Source organism: Ideonella azotifigens, assembly GCF_006519715.1.
Classification (GTDB): domain Bacteria; phylum Pseudomonadota; class Gammaproteobacteria; order Burkholderiales; family Burkholderiaceae_C; genus Ideonella; species Ideonella azotifigens.
Genome location: NZ_VIDT01000672.1, coordinates 1 through 2932, shown reverse-complemented (window position 1 = coordinate 2932; position 2932 = coordinate 1). Strand labels below are relative to the sequence as shown.

At 67.7% G+C, this 2932-nt stretch carries 3 protein-coding genes; 2 read left to right on the top strand and 1 reads right to left on the bottom strand.

The window, feature by feature from the left end:
- On the top strand, positions 1–712 hold a 712-nt coding region (locus FKP22_RS26015; RefSeq protein ID WP_310733381.1), incomplete at its 5' end, for a response regulator.
- 77 nt (positions 713–789) lie between these two features.
- Positions 790–1413 carry a TetR/AcrR family transcriptional regulator gene (locus FKP22_RS26010; protein WP_141290726.1) on the top strand — a complete coding sequence of 208 codons (624 nt, stop codon included), beginning with the start codon at positions 790–792 and terminating at the stop codon, positions 1411–1413.
- Positions 1414–1521: 108 nt separating this feature from the next.
- On the opposite strand, the gene FKP22_RS26005 is transcribed toward FKP22_RS26010, so the two are convergent.
- Complete coding sequence (locus FKP22_RS26005) at positions 1522–2829, bottom strand: pectin acetylesterase-family hydrolase (RefSeq protein WP_141290724.1); 1308 nt, start codon at positions 2827–2829, stop codon at positions 1522–1524.
- Between the last annotated feature and the right edge of the window lie 103 nt (positions 2830–2932).

Genomic DNA, 2932 nt, shown 5'->3' with positions numbered 1-2932 from the left:
AGTCCGCAGGCAGTGCCTGGCGCAGCTTGCTGCGGCGGCTGAAGGCGGGCCGATGAACGCCGCGGCGATCCGCCTGCTGGCGGTGGACGACCATCCGCTGATGCGCCAGGGCATTGCCTCGCTGATCATGTCGCAGCCCGACATGCGGCTGGTGGCCGAAGCGGCCGATGGCGACGAGGCCTTGCAGCAGTACCGCAACCACCGGCCCGACGTGGTGCTGATGGACGTGCAGATGCCGGGCAGCGACGGCATCGAGGCGATCGAGACCATCGTCGCCGACGACCCCGGCGCCCGCATCGTCGTGCTGACCACCTACGAGGGTGACGTGCAGGCCCTGCGGGCGCTGAAGGCGGGGGCCCGCGGCTACCTGCTGAAGAACATGGTGCGCAAGGAGCTGCTGGACGCGATCCGCGAGGTGCATGCCGGCAAGCGCCACATCCCGACGGCAGTGGCGGCGATGATGGGCCTGCACTCGTATGGCGAGGCGCTGTCGCCGCGCGAGCTGCAGGTGCTGCGCCAACTCAAGCAGGGCGGCACCAACCGGCAGATCGCCGATGCGCTGTGCCTGTCCGAGGACACGGTCAAGACGCACATGAAAAGCATCCTGTCCAAGCTGGGCGCCACCGACAGGACGCAGGCCGTGGTGATTGCGCTGCAGCGCGGCTTCATCAGCATTGTCGACACGCCGAGCGGGCCGCCCGGGCGGCGTTGAGGCTGCGCGGCATCGGTGCGGCAAGGGCGAAGTGACCGCTCAGTCGCAACTTGACTCGCCAGTCATAGAATGTGGCAATGGCCAAGGTTTCGTTTCGCGAGCAGGTGTTGAAGGTGCGGGAAGACGCCATCGTGGCGTCGGTCAACCGCTTGCTGGCCGAAAAAGGCTTTGACCTGATGACGGTGGACGAAGTGGCCGCCGACGTGGGCATTGCCAAGGCCAGCCTGTACCGGCATTTCGCCTCCAAGGAAGAGCTGGCCGCCGCGGCCATGGTCCGGGTGTTGACGCTGGCGCAGGCCTTCATGGCCACGCTGCCCGCCACCGAGCCCACGCCGCTGGGCCGGCTCAAGGCCGTGGCACGCTGGACCATGCAGTTGCAGCTGGCCGGCGAAATGCCCTCCCTGCCTTCGCAGAACTCGTCCCTGCGCACCACGCTGATGGGCCACGAGACCTACCTGACGCGGCTCAACGAGGTCAGCGAGCAACTCGGCGAATGGATCGTCCAAGCCCAGCAGCAAGGCTCACTGGACGATTCGCTGCCGCCAGAGCTGGTGCTCTACACCCTGTTTGCCCGCGCCTGCGACCCGGTGCTGCCGGTGTTGAAGGCGACCGGCCAGTACAGCGATGAACGCATCATCGAGCTGTTGCTGCAGACCTGCTTCGGTGGGTTGAATGGAGCACCCGGTCCCACGGGTACGTGAGACCACCCGCCGGGCGGGTTGGCGCAGCCGCCTTGGGGCGGCCCGGCGCCGGCTGCGCTGGTGCGCCGTCTAGCGTTGCTTCACAGCGCCCGGCCAGCAAAGCGCCGTTCAGACAAACAGGTTTTCGAGCCAGTTCAAGAGCTGGATGATCGGGCTCAAGGTCTGCGACAGGTCAGAGACCTGGTCGGTTTCGTAGTTGCGCTGCACCGGGCCGCGGTCCATCAGGTTGTCGAAGAAGGGCAGCACCGAGGCCACGCCCAGCTCTTCGACGCCGGTGCCGGAGAAGTCGACGATGCTCAGGCAGTGGGCGTCGTTGAAGTCGCGGAAGAAGGGCACGTGGTAGTCGACATTGGCCTCTGCCGCCAGCGTGGGCAGCCAGTTGGCCAGGTCGGTGCGCCAGAGCTGGTTGACCAGCTGCTTCTGAACTTCGGGGTCGCTGGCATGCACTTCGGGGTGAAAGTCCAGGTAGCTGAAGCCGGAGAAGACGTTGTCGGTCTCGAAGGCCAGGTAGCCGAAGCGGTCCTGCGGATAGGCCCGCGCCAGGCCGGTGTTCAGGCTGCCCAGGTTGTTGACATCCAGCGCCGGCAGGCGTGCGGCCAGCCGCGGGATCATGCCGCCGGGCTCATCCAGGCCCCAGGCCGGGCGGATCTTCTGGTGCAGCGGCAGCGAGGGGTATTGGGTGGACGAGGTGGTGCTGGCGCGCGGGGCGTTGAACAGCGGGCCCGAGTCGGCCAGCAGCGTGCTTTTGCCCTTGGGGGCCAGTGTGTCGCGCACGGTCGCATAGTTGACCGTGGAGCCGACGCCGCCGGCCGAGAAGCCGCCGACGAGCAGGTCGTCGGCCCGGCCGAGGTTGCTGCGCAGCCACGAGGCGGCGGCGCGGATGTTGGCCAGGCCGGCGTGGTGCTGCACCCGCGGTGCCGAGGGGTCGACATCGTCGTAGACCGAGACCTTGCTGCCGGCGTGCACGTCGCCGGTGCAATACGGCAGGTAGACCATGGTCCAGTCCTGCGTGCGCACTTTCTGGAACGGGTCCAGCCGCGAGGTGAAAGGCGTGACCAGGCCGCCTGCGGCCATGGTCTGCAGCGAGTGCATGTAGTCGGGCGGAATGCCGTTCGGGTTGCTGGCGCTGTACGGGCCTTTGCCTTCGCAGGCGTCCTGGTCCCAGCAGGCGCCGCCGCCTTCGAAGGTCAGCGAGACGTTGTGGTTCAGCGGCGTGCGGTTGACGAAGAAGCGGTACGGCGTGCCGTTGCCGCAGGAGGCGCCCGATTCCGGCGGCAGCTCCACCATGTCCCAGTTGAAATAGCCGGCATGGGCGGCCGGCAGCACGACCAGCGCCAGCAGGGCGCTGGCGCGTGCCAGCCAGCGGGAAGACAGGCGCCGCCGCACGGGCATGGGCGCAGTGGATGCAGGGTTCACGGTTGGGTTCCTCCGGTGGTGCCGGTGTTTGTGTTGTTGCCGCTGTTGCCGGCATAGACCTGGCCGCGCAGCGTGCGCAGCTGCTGGCTCAGTTGGGCTTCGT

Coding starts and splice junctions, on each gene's coding strand:
- FKP22_RS26010 (WP_141290726.1), top strand. CDS start 790: ATGGCCAAGGTTTCGTTTCGCGAGCAGGTGTTGAAGGTGCGGGAAGAC.